Origin of the sequence: Serpentinicella alkaliphila, assembly GCF_018141405.1 — a bacterium.
GTDB lineage: Bacteria > Bacillota > Clostridia > Peptostreptococcales > Natronincolaceae > Serpentinicella > Serpentinicella alkaliphila.
Map to the genome: position 1 here is coordinate 2,379,140 of NZ_CP058648.1, position 13,528 is coordinate 2,392,667.

At 32.6% G+C, this 13,528-nt stretch carries 12 protein-coding genes and 2 pseudogenes; 13 read left to right on the forward strand and 1 reads right to left on the reverse strand.

The window, feature by feature from the left end:
* The first annotated feature begins 1 nt into the window (after position 1).
* The 3 genes from HZR23_RS12150 to hypE are packed head-to-tail and all read left to right on the forward strand — an operon-like array spanning position 2 to position 2,305.
* Positions 2 to 235, forward strand: coding sequence for a HypC/HybG/HupF family hydrogenase formation chaperone (locus HZR23_RS12150; RefSeq protein ID WP_132849600.1), 234 nt, complete (start codon positions 2 to 4; stop codon positions 233 to 235).
* Positions 216 to 1,304: a hydrogenase formation protein HypD gene (gene hypD, locus HZR23_RS12155; RefSeq protein ID WP_132849601.1), complete on the forward strand. Its 1,089-nt coding sequence runs from the start codon at positions 216 to 218 to the stop codon at positions 1,302 to 1,304. Before HZR23_RS12150 ends, hypD begins: the two co-directional genes overlap by 20 nt.
* Entirely contained in the window at positions 1,301 to 2,305 is a 1,005-nt protein-coding gene (hypE, locus tag HZR23_RS12160; RefSeq protein WP_132849602.1) for a hydrogenase expression/formation protein HypE, read from the forward strand. The genes hypD and hypE overlap by 4 nt, the downstream gene beginning before the upstream one ends.
* Before the next feature lie 86 nt (positions 2,306 to 2,391).
* On the opposite strand, the gene HZR23_RS12165 is transcribed toward hypE, so the two are convergent.
* A complete protein-coding gene (locus HZR23_RS12165; protein ID WP_132849603.1) occupies positions 2,392 to 2,955 on the reverse strand; it encodes a cupin domain-containing protein in 564 nt (187 codons plus the stop codon).
* A gap of 228 nt (positions 2,956 to 3,183) precedes the next feature.
* Between HZR23_RS12165 and HZR23_RS12170 the strand changes: the two genes are divergently transcribed.
* The 10 genes and pseudogenes from HZR23_RS12170 to HZR23_RS12210 all read left to right on the forward strand — a co-directional run bounded on the left by HZR23_RS12170 (position 3,184) and on the right by HZR23_RS12210 (position 13,442).
* On the forward strand, positions 3,184 to 3,627 hold the full coding sequence (locus HZR23_RS12170) for a staygreen family protein (RefSeq protein ID WP_132849604.1): 444 nt from the start codon (positions 3,184 to 3,186) through the stop codon (positions 3,625 to 3,627).
* A 1,290-nt stretch (positions 3,628 to 4,917) separates the two neighbouring features.
* On the forward strand, positions 4,918 to 6,084 hold the full coding sequence (gene istA, locus HZR23_RS12175; RefSeq protein WP_213050255.1) for an IS21 family transposase: 1,167 nt from the start codon (positions 4,918 to 4,920) through the stop codon (positions 6,082 to 6,084).
* A 4-nt stretch (positions 6,085 to 6,088) separates the two neighbouring features.
* Positions 6,089 to 6,601 carry an ATP-binding protein gene (locus HZR23_RS12180; RefSeq protein WP_132849606.1) on the forward strand — a complete coding sequence of 171 codons (513 nt, stop codon included), beginning with the start codon at positions 6,089 to 6,091 and terminating at the stop codon, positions 6,599 to 6,601.
* Between the two features lie 141 nt (positions 6,602 to 6,742).
* Positions 6,743 to 7,441 (forward strand): site-specific integrase, encoded by a 699-nt coding sequence (locus HZR23_RS12185; protein ID WP_213050256.1) that lies wholly within the window; start codon positions 6,743 to 6,745, stop codon positions 7,439 to 7,441.
* Positions 7,381 to 7,968, forward strand: coding sequence for a site-specific integrase (locus HZR23_RS12190; protein WP_213050257.1), 588 nt, complete (start codon positions 7,381 to 7,383; stop codon positions 7,966 to 7,968). Before HZR23_RS12185 ends, HZR23_RS12190 begins: the two co-directional genes overlap by 61 nt.
* A 177-nt stretch (positions 7,969 to 8,145) precedes the next feature.
* Entirely contained in the window at positions 8,146 to 8,958 is an 813-nt protein-coding gene (locus tag HZR23_RS12195) for a tyrosine-type recombinase/integrase (protein WP_213050258.1), read from the forward strand.
* Positions 8,948 to 9,229 (forward strand): annotated as a pseudogene (locus HZR23_RS18090) (site-specific integrase); the annotation flags it as partial. The gene HZR23_RS12195 and the pseudogene HZR23_RS18090, both read left to right, overlap by 11 nt.
* Positions 9,230 to 9,238: 9 nt before the next feature.
* Entirely contained in the window at positions 9,239 to 9,964 is a 726-nt protein-coding gene (locus HZR23_RS12200) for a tyrosine-type recombinase/integrase (protein ID WP_243098307.1), read from the forward strand.
* A gap of 87 nt (positions 9,965 to 10,051) precedes the next feature.
* Positions 10,052 to 10,279: pseudogene (locus HZR23_RS12205) on the forward strand (ATP-binding protein); the annotation flags it as partial.
* A gap of 253 nt (positions 10,280 to 10,532) precedes the next feature.
* Positions 10,533 to 13,442 (forward strand): TOTE conflict system archaeo-eukaryotic primase domain-containing protein, encoded by a 2,910-nt coding sequence (locus HZR23_RS12210; protein ID WP_132849445.1) that lies wholly within the window; start codon positions 10,533 to 10,535, stop codon positions 13,440 to 13,442.
* Positions 13,443 to 13,528: the final 86 nt, after the last annotated feature.

The following is a 13,528-nucleotide window of genomic DNA, read 5'->3' on the forward strand; positions in this document are numbered from 1 at the left end:
TATGTGTATTGCAGTTCCAGGGGAAGTCATTAAATTATTTCATCATGAGGCAAGGGTAAAAATTATGGGAGTAGAAACGACTGTCAATATACAATTAGTTGCTAATTTAAAGGTGGGCGAACATGTGCTAATTCATGCAGGGTGTGCCATTGAGAGGATTGATAGTATATATTATGACGATCTGCTAGGTATATTGGAAAGTATGGTGGATGGAAATGAACGGGAAGATAGATAAGGATCTGTTAACACACCTAATCAATGAGGTGAATTCCATGGTCACGGAAGAGATAAAGATTATGGAGGTATGTGGCACCCATACCCAAATGATTGCAAAGCTGGGGTTAAAAACTCTGTTATCCTCAAAAATTAAGCTCTTATCGGGGCCAGGATGTCCTGTCTGTGTAACGGAGGAAAAGTACATTGACCGTGCTATAGAAATTCTAAATAAATATGATGTAACGTTGGCTACCTTTGGGGATTTAATAAAGGTAAGGGGAAGTAAGGTGAGTTTACAGGAAGAAAAGAGTAGGGGAAAGGATGTAAGGATAGTCTATTCACCTCTGGACCTAATTGATATGGCGGAAAAAAATCGAGGAAAACAGATTGTTTTTCTTGGAGTAGGTTTTGAGACAACAGCACCTATTATAGCCTTAGCAATTAAAACTGCCTATGATAGAGGAATCGACAACCTATATTTTCTAACTTCCATTAAATTAATGTCACCCGTCCTACATTATATTATGAAGGAGGCTAACAGTCAGATCCATGGGCTAATCTGTCCAGGTCATGTGGCCACTGTAAAAGGGTCGGATTATTTTAAATTTATAAATAGAGAGTACCTTATTCCTGCTGCCGTATGTGGTTTTGAGGCTATTGACATTGTAGGTGGAATATATTACTTAGTTAAACAGATTACTCAAAAAAGGGAAAATGCCTTTCAAAATCTGTATAAAAGATGTGTGAGCTCTCAGGGAAATATAAATGCCAATATGTTGTTAGATGAGGTGTTTGATATTTTAGATGGAGAGTGGAGGGGAATTGGGAACATAGAAAAATCTTCTTTACAGATTAATAAAAAATATGCTAGATTTGACGCACTGAATTTATTTGTGGTAGAAAACCAAGATGTAAAGGTGAGTATGAATTGTGAATGCAAGGATATTTTATTGGGAAAGAAGACACCAGAGGAATGTAAGCTTTTTATGATGGGATGTAACCCTAGGAGTCCCCAGGGGCCTTGTATGGTATCCACAGAGGGGGCTTGTGCTATTGCTCATAGGTATGGGGGGGGAAGTATAGAATGAATGATAAAGTGTTACTCCGGTATGGAGACGGAGGAAAGCATACAAACTTACTTATAAGGAATATTTTTTATAAGCATTTTCATAATGATATGTTAGTAAACTATCATGATGCCTCTGTATTTGATTTGGATCATGGGAGACTGGCCTTTACAACAGATTCCTTTGTTGTAAAGCCTCTGGTATTTCCTGGGGGGGACATTGGGAAATTAGCTGTTTGTGGTACTATAAATGATCTAGTTACAGCAGGAGCCAAGCCGTTATATTTAAGCTGTGGCTTTATAATTGAAGAGGGCTTTGATATAAAGCTAATTGAAAAGATTGCAGAGTCCATGGGAGAGATGTGTAGAAAAACCGGAGTAAAAATAATAACAGGTGATACAAAGGTGGTTGAAAAAGGGGCAGTAGATGGTGTATTCATCAATACCTCAGGAATAGGAGTAGTTCAGGCTGGATATCAACCCAAAACGATACAAGAGGGAGATCAAATTATTATAACTGGGGGTATTGCAGAGCATGGTACTACGATAGCAGTTGAACGATTTAAAATAAAAGTAGAAGGAAACATCAAAAGTGATTGTAGTCCATTAAACCATATAATTGAAAGGATCCAGCCAAAATTGGAAAGTATTAGGTTAATGAAGGACCCTACCAGGGGAGGTCTAGCAACTGCCTTAAATGAAATCGTAGAAATGTCTGGAAAAGGAATTAGGTTGTTAGAAAAGGCTATCCCAATATCAAGTGAAGTGAAATCTATAAATGAGCTTTTAGGGTTAGATCCTTTATATCATGCTTGTGAGGGTAGATTGATCATTATAGTTGAGAAGCAAAATGCTGAAGAAGTACTAGATGAAATTCGACGATGTGAGGGCTGTGAAGATGCAACAATTATAGGTGGATTTGATTTAATTGGTGTACATCCCAGGGTAGTGATGGAAACATATATTGGGGGCAGGAGAATTGTTAGCCCCCTAGAGGCAGATATGCTACCACGAATATGCTAAAAAAAAATTAGAAGTGTAGAGAGCTAGGATATCAATACCATAGACTCTACACTTTTTATATTTTATAGGTATAATACTTTTAATATTTAGTACCCTGGGTGTTTTTCAGCATCTGCTTTTGTTCTATGAATTGTACCCCGAGGATGCTCGGGTGGTGCGTAAATAGAGTATAGTTTTAGAGGGGTACGTCCTGTATTAATCAAGTTGTGCCATTTACCAGCAGGGATAAATATTGCATAATCATCATAGACTTCTGCTTTAAAATCTAATTGATCTTTACTGTCTCCCATCATAATAATACCCTGACCTTCTTCAATACGTATGAATTGATCATGGTCTTCATGAAGCTCTAAACCTATATCGTCCCCAGGATTGATACTCATTAACGTAAGCTGCAAGTATTCTCCTGTCCATAAAGCGATACGGTAATAATCGTTTTGTTTGGTAGCCTCTTCAATATTAACTACATAGGGGCAGGGGCCATAATCTTTTAATCTAATAGGCTGTGTCGGGGGACATGGATGGTGCATCGGTGTATACCCCCAATAAGGGTGTTGATAAGGGTTATAGCAATTATAGGGATTGTATGGGTTATATACTGGATGATTAGGGTGTGGATATGGTTGGTATCCATTATTCAAATTGATCACTCCTTTCATATCTTTGCTAATAGTGTATGCCTTATTCTCAGGATAGGTGTACAGTTATGAATGCCATTATTGTAGAATATCTTATAATATATTTCCTACTTAATTAGTCACCTCTTTGCTTTAAGAGAATATAATGGACTGCAAAAGGAATTTAGGTGTCTAGAAAGTATAGCTAGGTCTATTATTACTTTAAAAACTGCCCAATATGAAAATTGTGGGGGAAAATATATGGAAAGATTAGATCCTGAAAAACTTTATGTGGAATTCAGACCAGGTGTAACAACGACGGAACCAATACTAGGACGAAAATATACATTGACACACTCTGATATAACAGCCGAGCTATTTTTAACTATAGGTTTACAATTTGCATATGATAAAATTACTAGCATGAGGGATGAGGTTTTGGCAGAATGGAAAACTTCTAACTTAGGTATATTTCTTTATGTATACGTTTATATAGGTAATTTTGATTCTGCCATAAATGCTATACGTAATGCTATCTTTAGGAGGGAATTGCCATTGGCGCTTGAAGCAATCATCTATGGAGACAATGAATTTTTTGCAACACATACACAATTAAATTATACACCTATATGGATATATTTTGATTCAACTGATCCTGCTTACAATCCATTTGAATATTGGGGAACTCCTACGGATTACAAGTAAATTAGCAAATGGAAAAAAGATAATGAATTGTATTTGAGTAACAATGCTTAATAAAAGGATAAGCTCTTACTAATAGCACCATTTTACAGTAAGTGTATAATTTATAGTAAGACTAGAGATGCTCAAATATAAAAGAGGTGATATAGATGGCAGATATCGCTAAAGAAAGTAGAGGGATTTTATGAGGTATATTTAGCAAAGATAGTACGATACTATTTTTCTTCTTGCTGCAAGTAATTATCTTCTGTAACTGTCGTGCTTTACACGGTATATCAGGAGTTGAATTACTATTCTTCTTCCTATTACTAGTTGTATTATTCATTGGCCCAAGGTTATGGGGATGCTTCTAAATAAGATAAAGTACAAGTGAGGAAGCATTTGACAAGATAGTAAGCACACTCATTAATTCAACCTCTAAAAAGTACCAGAGAGTTTAATGTCTAGCACTTTTTTTCTGGGTGATGGGTAAATTTTACTTTAGAAGTAAATATATTTAGTTTGTACAATAAAGGAGTTAGAGGAAGTGTAACAAGCAATATGCCTTCTTCATATGATTCAGATGATTTGCCACCAACTTGCCACCGCTTTGCCACCCACCCAAAAGTTAAAGGGAACTATAGAAAAGTATAGAAAGTTCCTATACAATCTTTAGTTCCCTATATTTCAACATTTCAAGAGTATAAAATAATATACTATGATATATACATTGATGATAAAATAAACCCATGGAATAACCGCTCATGTGGAGTGTGTCGCTAAAATATCTAGGATTTAGAAGGGTTTCAGAGGCTATAAAACCAAAAAAGATACTACTTTGCCACCCGTTATTACAGCAGGGTGGCAAACTTATTTATTGGATGTATAATTGAGTAGATTTATGGCGAATTAATATCTTAAATAGATTGCAAAAACCCGCAATTACCTCATCGCTTCCTTAACGTATATTTAGTTAATTGTTGGGGGATCTTGAGTCTCGTAATTCTATTAGCTGACACCACTGATGTCCCTAGTAAGTACTAGAGTCTTTTGAGTTACATCTAGTGGTTTTTTATTTATTATAATATAATTGAACCCAACCAGATTGATATAGAAAAAGAGGAATTTTGGAGAGTATATGGAATACTAAGGAAAAAAGTGTAAATTATATAATTAAATTAGCCAAAAATTCTAATCTCAAAATACACAGATTTGTACATTTTCTATTGTATAATATTTTCAAAAAAAGATAGGGGAAATATTATGCGGAGAGATGTGGCTAATCAAATAAATTTATTGAGAGAGGAGTTTGGGTTGTTGAACAAGAGTGAACTAGCAAGAAGATTTAACTGTGATAGAAGAACTGTAGATAGATACATTTCTAATTTAGGAAATGAGACAAGAAAGCCAAGAGAATCAAAAAGTAAGCTGGATCAATTTAAAGAGATCGTAATAGATAAGGTCGATAACTACGGCTCAAAATCTATGGCAGTATTTAAATTTATTCAAAAGAAAGGATATGATGGAGGTTATCAAACTGTAAATAATTTTATTAAAAAGCATAGAAAGTCTGAAGTAAAGAAAGCAACAATTAGATTTGATACTAGTCCTGGGCTCCAAGCACAAGTTGACTGGAAAGAAAGTATAAAGATGATCAGTAAACACGGTGAGGTTTTTGAAATAAACATATTTCTAATGGTCCTAGGCTATTCCAGGCTTAAATTTTTAAAGCTTACAACAAACAGAACTCAGGAAACACTATTTGAGTGTTTATTTGAAGGATTTAGATACTACCAAGGCGTTCCTAAAGAAATACTTTTTGATAACATGTCAACAGTCGTAGACAGAAGTAATACTACATTTAAAAACATATCAATAAATAAAGTTTTTAAATATTTCTCTATGGATGCTGGATTTGAAGTAATAACATGTAGGCCATATAGACCGGAAACCAAGGGAAAGGTTGAAGCACTTGCAAAGCTAGTAGATAGGCTAACACCGTATAATGGAGAGTTTGATACATTTGATGAATTGGAAAGTATTGTTAAGTCTTTTAATGAAGATATAAATAATGAAATTTCACAGGCAACAAATGAGATCCCAAAATTAAGATACGAAAAAGAAAAAGAGTATTTAAACCCTCTACCTACAATGGATGTCCTTTTATCATATTTCCACCACGAAAAACAATATAAGGTATCTAACGAATCCATGATCAGATATAAAGGTAAAAAATACTCTGTGCCAACCGGCTATATTGGTTGCTATTTAACAGTATCACAAATTGATACTGAATTATACATCTATTTTAATCAAGATTTAATTGTTTGTCATCAAATATCGGATAAAATTTTACACTACAAAAAAGATCATGCAAAAGATATATTACTCTCTGATGCTTTAAGACATTATTCAGATGAAGATGTTGAATTATTTATCGAGCAGAATTTAAGAAATATGGATATATTTTTGGAGGAGTGACCCCATGAGTTCGTATACTAAATTACTTAATAATCTAGAATCCCTTAAATTAGATAAATTCAGAGCCTTTTTACCTAATTACTTAGGTGAGATATCTAAGCGAGATATTCCGTTTACAGACGCTCTTTTAGAGCTAACTGAAAAAGAATTAGAGTTTAGAAATGAAAGAGCTTCGAAAATACAAATAGCGGTTTCTGCATTCCCCTACGAAAAAACCTTATCAGACTTTGATTTTGATTTTCAACCCTCCATTAATAAATCTCAATTATTGGATTTGGAGAGTTTGAGATTCTTAGAAAACAAAGAAAATGTTCTGTTTTTCGGATCTTCCGGAGTTGGAAAAACTCACTTAGCTGTAGCACTAGGAGTAGCTGCAGCTAAGAAAAGATACATTACTTACTTTATTTCTTGTAATGATTTAATCATGCAGCTAAATAAGGCTCACGCAGAAAATCGCTTAGAATCAAAGTTAAAGCATTATGCTAAATATAAACTATTGATAATAGACGAATTATGAAAAGCTTTGCATAATTCGTCTTATGGAAAGTAATTTATTATGTGAAGTTGGTAGCTAAAATCGTTACATTTCAATAGAATATTTGTTTTTAACTTTGCATAATAATTTCTGATATAGTAGATAGAAAAGGAGAATTCAGTGATGAATATGACTACTATATCATTAAAACAATTAATCAGTAGTGTAGAATCACACCTTAGTGCTTCTGGATATTCCAAAAATACAATTAACAGATATCGTTCTTGTTGGAGAAAAATATTAAAACGATGCAGTATTTATGGAATAGAAGAATTTTCTTATAAAAAATGTTTGTCATTTATTCAAGAAGAATACAATATCCCATCATTAGAAAACCTCAAGCACCACCATGTATTTTATCTTAGGACTATTAAAGTTTTGAATGAGTATGCACTATATGGTAAGATTCTTAAATGTCATCAAAAATTAGGAGTTCAGGTAGTCTCAGAATTTGCAGATATATTATCCGAATTTCTAAATACTGGATTAGAATCTGGATTGACTAAAAGGACTATAGAAGGTAAATCTATTCAACTAACAAGTTTTCTTAATTATATTGAGAAAATTGGTATAAGGAAAATTAGTCTACTGGAACCAGAACCTATTCTCTCATATGTGAAATATATTTCCGAAAAGGGTTATTCTACGTCTACTAGAAGTGGTATTCTGTTCACATTAAGAAACTTTTTATCCTTCTTATATGAAAAAAGTATATTACTACTCCCATGCAGCAATTATTTCCTGTTATTTTTTCTAATAAAATGGAGCGTATTCCATCTTACTATAATGAAGATGAACTTAAGAAAATACTTTCACATGTAAATAGAGATAAGGACATAGGTAAAAGAGATTATCTAATTTTATTGCTTGCCATACAATTAGGAATTCGTGCTGGTGATATCCGGTTAATGAAGTTAGAATTCATAAAATGGAGCAAAAATACAATTGAATTTATTCAGCAAAAGACAGGAAATCCAATTCAAATCCCCTTGCCCGATAATATTAAATATGCAATTATTGATTATATTAAAAATGGTCGCCCAAAGGGAGAGTCCCACTATATTTTTTTAAGACATCGAGCGCCATTTGTACCTTATGGATCAACAAATGTATTTCATTATGTAATAACTCGATATATGGATGAAGCGATGGTATCTTATTCAGATCGTAAACATGGATTGCATTCTATGAGACATAGTTTGGCAAGTAATCTACTAAAAAACAATACACCCTACCCAGTAATTACAGGGATACTAGGGCATGAAAATACAAGTACAACTCGCCTGTATCTATCAATTGATATTGAGCAACTCCGCTCTGTAGCATTGGAGGTGGCATATGAAGAGTAGAGAGATTACCTATATCTTTACGGGTCCCCTCGCAGAATATTGTACAAAGTATATAGTCTATAAACGCAGTCTTGGATTTAAAATGGGATCATCTGTTTATTATCTTTTAAGGGGAATGGACACTTTCTTTTTTTCAAAGATGGTCTACCATTAAATTCTCACATTCTCACCAAAGAAATGGTAGAAAAATATGTAGCACGTCGGGGAGTAGAATCAGTTAAAACACAACATATGAGAATGAGCATTATTCGTCAATTTTCTTTGTTTATGAACCGAATAGGCTTTAGCTATTATGTATATCCTGAAACAGATCTTGTTCAAATTAAAAATGATTTTACTCCATATATTTTTACACACAATGAGATAAATAGACTAACTAAAATCCTTGATAAAATTCCAATTAGTCCAAGATATCCAACATACCATATTATATATCCGATGTTATTTAGGATGCTTTATGGATGTGGACTAAGAATTAATGAAGCCCTTGGTTTGAGAATGAAAAATTTAGATATTGAACAAGGAATCATAAGGTTGGATGCCACCAAGAATAACATACAACGTCTGATGCCTATGTCCAAATCACTACTTAAATATTGTAAAAAGTATGTAAAGAGAATGGGTTTTTCATCTACATATGACGGTTACTATTACCCTAGTAAAAATGGTAGTCAATATAATAGCACCCCCGTATACTGTCAATTTAGAAAGTTTATGACCTTTGCTGGAATATTTAGAGAAAATGGAACAACTCCTCGAGTACATGACATTCGCCATACGTTTGCTGTCCATGCTTTGGAAAAGATGGTTGACGAAGGAAATGATATATACTGTTCACTTCCAATTCTAAGCACATATCTTGGACACAGGGGTTTGGAAAGCACAGAAAAATACCTTCGATTAACAATTGAAGCCCATGCTTCCATCATTGACACAATGACTGAGTACTACAACAATGCCTATCCGGAGGTGGTAGACTATGAAAATTAATTATTTTCAACAGTTACTGTCCTCTTACTTTCTAAAACATATACCTGAACGTACAAATTACAGTGATAATACGATTAAATCTTACAGAGATACATTCATTCTTCTCTTTCAGTACCAGGAAGAGTTTCTAAACAAATCGATTTCTAAAATGAGACTTGAGACGTTGTCCAGAAAATATTTAGAAGACTTTCTAGTTTGGTTAGAGAAAGAAAAACAATATTCCGTGTCAAGCATTAATCATAGGCTCTCAGCACTCCATGCTTTCTTCAAATATATCCAAATGGAAAAGCCCGAGTATATTGAACTTTGTTCATCAATATTTGATATTAAAACTCGCAAAGTACCTATTATTCCAATGAACTATATCTCAGTAGAAGCCATTAAACATCTATTTCGTCTTCATGACAGTTCATCTACAGAAGGACGAAGAGAAATGGCAATATTAGTTCTCCTTTATGATAGTGGGGCTAGAGTTCAGGAAATTGCTGATTTAACTTTTGGAGATATTCGAAACATAAAACCTGCTACAGTAAAATTAACAGGAAAAGGCAATAAAACAAGAATTATACCCCTAATGCCACAAACACTTGATATCCTAAATATCTATATGAATGACTGCAAAAGAAAAAAAGAAATGCAACCTGTACATCCCTTGTTTTTCAATAAAAAGTTTGAGAAACTTACAAGAGCTGGAATTGCTTATATATTAGATAAATATGTAAAGAAAGCAAGGAGTCTACATCCAGAACTATTTTCAGGAAAGATATCACCACATACCTTAAGACATAGTAAAGCTATGCACTTGTTAGAAGGCGGAGTAAATTTAATTTATATTAGGGACTTTTTAGGCCATACATCTGTTATTACTACAGAAATTTATGCAAAATCAAATCCTGAAATTAAACGTAAGGCAATAGAAGAAGCAAGCCATAATGTTTTACCGCTAGAAAAATATTCAGAAAAGGAGAAAGAAGAAATGATAGAATGGCTTAAAACAATTATCTAAAAAAATTATGTGAAGTTTGAAGCTGATATTTGGTTGGTTTAATCAGTATATTGCTTCTTACTTCACATAATAAATCACTTTCCATAAGACGAAATCGGCTACTTACCTATTGATAGACAGGGAGCTAACTTACTATTTCAACTGATAAATAAGCGTTATGAAAAGAATTCCACAATTATAACTACAAATCAACCATTTAGTAAATGGGGAGAAGTATTTTCAGATATTACTCTTGCAAATGCAATACTAGATAGGCTTATTCATCATTCTACTATTATTAAAATAACGGGACCTTCTTATAGACTAAAGGGTAAAGTAGAGTTGCTTGAGTCTAAGAAAAATAACAACTAATTATAAAAATTGTACATTTTGAGATTATAATTTTTGAGCATTTTTGTATTGACATTTACAAAAAGATTCCACTAAAATATTTTACTATAAGATGGGATGTAATTCTAAGGGATGTATATATGTATAATCGATATAAAGATTTAATATTTGATGAAATGATTTTCAGAAAGAAATGATAAATACTGGATATGAATATATACTGAGGAGAAAAAATACTATGGAATATAAGATTCTTCTAGAAAGATATGAAAGACTGCTGGAAGAAAATAGAATACTGAAAAATGAGAACAAAATACTTAAGGAACAGCTTAATACAGGTTATTCCATCTATGATATAGAGGACAGAGAAGTAACGTCTATTTGTGAAGATAAAAATATAAAAACAAGTGAAATTAAAGTTAATTCTATCAATAAAGATAGCTCTGCAAGTGAAAAGATTAAGTTATTTATGAATCTATTTAAAGGACGACCCGATGTATACGCTAAACGGTGGCAAGATAAAGTAGGTAAATCTGGATATAGCCCAGTGTGTTTAAATGAGTGGAAAAAAGGAGTTTGTAATAAACCTCAAATAAAATGCTCTAAGTGTAATAATAAAAAATATGCATCCCTGAATGAACATATAATTGAGAAACATCTTAAAGGACAAGAGGTATTAGGAATTTATCCTATGCTTGAAGATGAGTCTTGCTATTTTCTTGCAATCGATTTTGATGATAGTGGATGGCAGAATGATGTTACAGCTATTATAGAAATATGTAATGAAAAAAACATTCCAGCTTCAGTTGAACGTTCAAGATCTGGAAATGGTGCTCACTTATGGTTCTTTTTTGAAGAAAAAATTAGTGCTACTTTGGCGCGAAAACTCGGAACTGCAATACTAACCTATGCAATGATGCAAAGACATGAAATTAAATTCAAGTCATATGATCGCCTATTTCCTAATCAAGATACTATGCCTAAAGGTGGACTTGGTAATTTGATTGCGTTACCTTTGCAGTTATATGCAAGGAAAAATAATAATAGTAGCTTTGTTGACAACAAATTTAATTCTTATGAAGATCAATGGAAATACCTTGATAGTGTTCAGAAATTGAATGAAAGCGAAGTTAAACTTATAATATCAGAGTTATGTAATGATAATGAATTAGGTGAATTAAGGACGAGTGATGATCAGATACCTAAACCATGGCAAACGAATACTGTAAAAGTGGAAATAAACAAATTTGATTTTCCTTATAAAATATATGCTATAAAAGCCAATATGCTATATATAAAAAAGGAAGGGTTTTCAAATAAATCTTTAAATATAATTAAACGGTTGGCATCTTTTAAAAATCCTGATTTTTATAAAGCTCAGGCCATGAGAATATCCACTTATGGGAAACCCAGAATCATCTCATTGTGCGATGAAACTGATGATTATTTATGTCTCCCTCGTGGATGCGAATTAGATCTTGTTAGTTTATTAAAGGTATATGAAATTCCTATTGAATGGGAAGATGAAAGATTTTATCAGAAAACAATTAATGCTAAATTTGTCCGAAAGTTGAGAGAAGAACAAGAGGAACCCGTTAAAGAAATGTTACAATATGACAATGGAGTTTTATCTGCAACTACAGCTTTTGGGAAAACCGTAATTGGAGCTAAGTTAATAGCCGAAAGAAAATTAAATACCCTTATACTTGTACATACTAGGCAACTATTAGAACAATGGAAAGAACGTTTAGGTGAATTTCTTCAAATTAATGAAGTTTTACCTAAAGAAGAAGTGAATAAAAGAGGACGCAAAAAGAAATTTAGTATTATAGGTCAAATAGGAGCTGGAAAAAATAATCCTAGTGGGCTTATTGATATTGCAATTATGCAGTCCGTAGTAACAGGTGACGAAGTAAAGGATTTTGTTAGGGAGTATGGGATGGTTATAGTAGATGAATGTCATCATGTTCCTGCATTTAGCTTTGAGCAGATAATGAAAAACATTAATGCAAAATATGTATATGGACTAACTGCAACTCCGATCAGAAAAGATGGACACCATCCAATTATATTTATGCATTGTGGTCCTGTTAGATATAAAGTTAATCCCCTACAGCAAGCTAAAAAAAGGCCTTTTGAACATTATATTATCCCACGATTTACGTCTTTTAGAAGCTCGCAGACAGAAAATGAACAGAGATGGACAATGGGAGAAATATATTCAGATATATGTAAAAATGATATTAGAAATCAACTTATTATTAAAGACGTGCTACAAGCTTTAAGCCAAGGAAGAAATCCAATTATATTAACTGAGAGAACATCACATGTTGAAATACTTGCACATAATTTAAAAGAAAAATTAGTAAATGTGGTAATATTGACAGGAAGGATGTCTGCAAAACATAGGAAAAACGAATTAGAAAAGCTAAATGTTATGCATGTTGAAAATAATACTGTAATAGTTGCTACAGGGAGGTTGGTAGGAGAAGGATTTGACATGCCAAGACTAGATACTTTATTTTTAGCTATGCCTATAGCATGGAAGGGAACAATCTCTCAATATGCAGGAAGACTTCATAGATTATATGAAGGTAAAAGTGAAGTACAAATATATGATTATATAGATATACATATAAATGTGCTTGAAAGAATGTACCAAAAAAGGCTAAAAGGGTATGCAGCAATTGGATACTCAATTAAAAGTGATAGCAAATCTTTTAGCGATTTTAATTCTATTTTTAATAATGGAAACTTTTTAACTGCATTTATAGAAGATATATTAGCTGCTAAATCACATATAATTATTGTTAGTCCTTATATTAATAAAAAAGGACTAGATCTAACATTAAACAAGTTTATTGAAGTATTAAAAAGTGGAGTAAAGATTACTGTTGTTACACGACCAGAAACTGATCATAAGGAAAAAGACAGGTTCAATATTGCTTGTAGAATTAATGATATCGAAAAAATTGGTGTTAATGTAGTCTTTAAATCTGATATAAATCAAAAGTTTGCCGTTATTGACCAGGAGATTGTTTGGTATGGCAGCATAAATATTTTAAGTTCTAATAGACTTGATGAAAATATCATAAGGTTAGAAAATGTAAATATTGCTGATGAATTACTAAGCAATATTGATATGTAAAATGTACTTAGTTTAAAGAACCCTATTGTTTTTATAAATCTATATTTTTAATGTTTTAAAATATATTGAATCAAAAGCGACATTTA